Consider the following 708-nt stretch of genomic DNA (forward strand, 5'->3'; position numbering starts at 1 on the left):
GGAAGGCACCCTCCGACGCGCCGCTCGAAGCGACTTCGAAGCCGAGTTCCGACACTTCGGCTCGAAAACCATCGAGCACCTGCGCGGTGAACTCCCCCACCTCGACGCGCTCTCGCCGGTACTCCGGCGCGCCGGACTGCATGCGGCGGAAGTCGAGCAGATCCTCCACCAGGCGGTGCAGCCGCAGTGTGGCGCGCGACAGCGAGTGGTAATAGGACTGGCGGCGCTCTTCGGTCGCGACCCGCCCATCCTCCAGAGCCTCGCTGATCTGGCGCAGTGACGTGAGCGGCGTGCGAAACTCGTGCGACACCGCCGCCACAAAGTCCTCCTGCATGCGCGCCAGCGCCAGCTCGCGCCGCATGGATCTGAGCGCCAGCAGGACACCGGCGAGCGTGAAGACGCCCACCGCGCCTAGTAAAAGAAGCAACATCCGCCGACGGGCGCTGAAGTCTCCGTTGGAGTGTGGAGCCACCGCGAGGACGGTCCAGGGTAGCCGGGACTCGGCCGGGTATTTCGCGGCCGCCTTGCCAGAGGTGGCTGGACCGATGATCTGGCCCGTCTGCGTCTGGAGCCAGACGCCGGGACCGACCCGGCCAAGCCATTCGCGCGTGACGAACGCCGGCGAAGCCGCCAGCACATGAAGCGACGCCCCTCGCCGTTCCCAAACCACCGTGTGCAAGGCGGAACTTGACTCGATCAGCGCGCGCC

General features: G+C 68.1%; 1 protein-coding gene. It reads right to left on the reverse strand.

The window, feature by feature from the left end:
• A partial coding sequence (locus tag L6R21_28095) for a cell wall metabolism sensor histidine kinase WalK (protein ID MCK6563068.1) occupies nucleotides 1-708 on the reverse strand: 708 nt, incomplete at both ends.

Source organism: bacterium (assembly GCA_023150945.1).
Taxonomy (GTDB): Bacteria; Zhuqueibacterota; Zhuqueibacteria; order Zhuqueibacterales; family Zhuqueibacteraceae; genus Coneutiohabitans.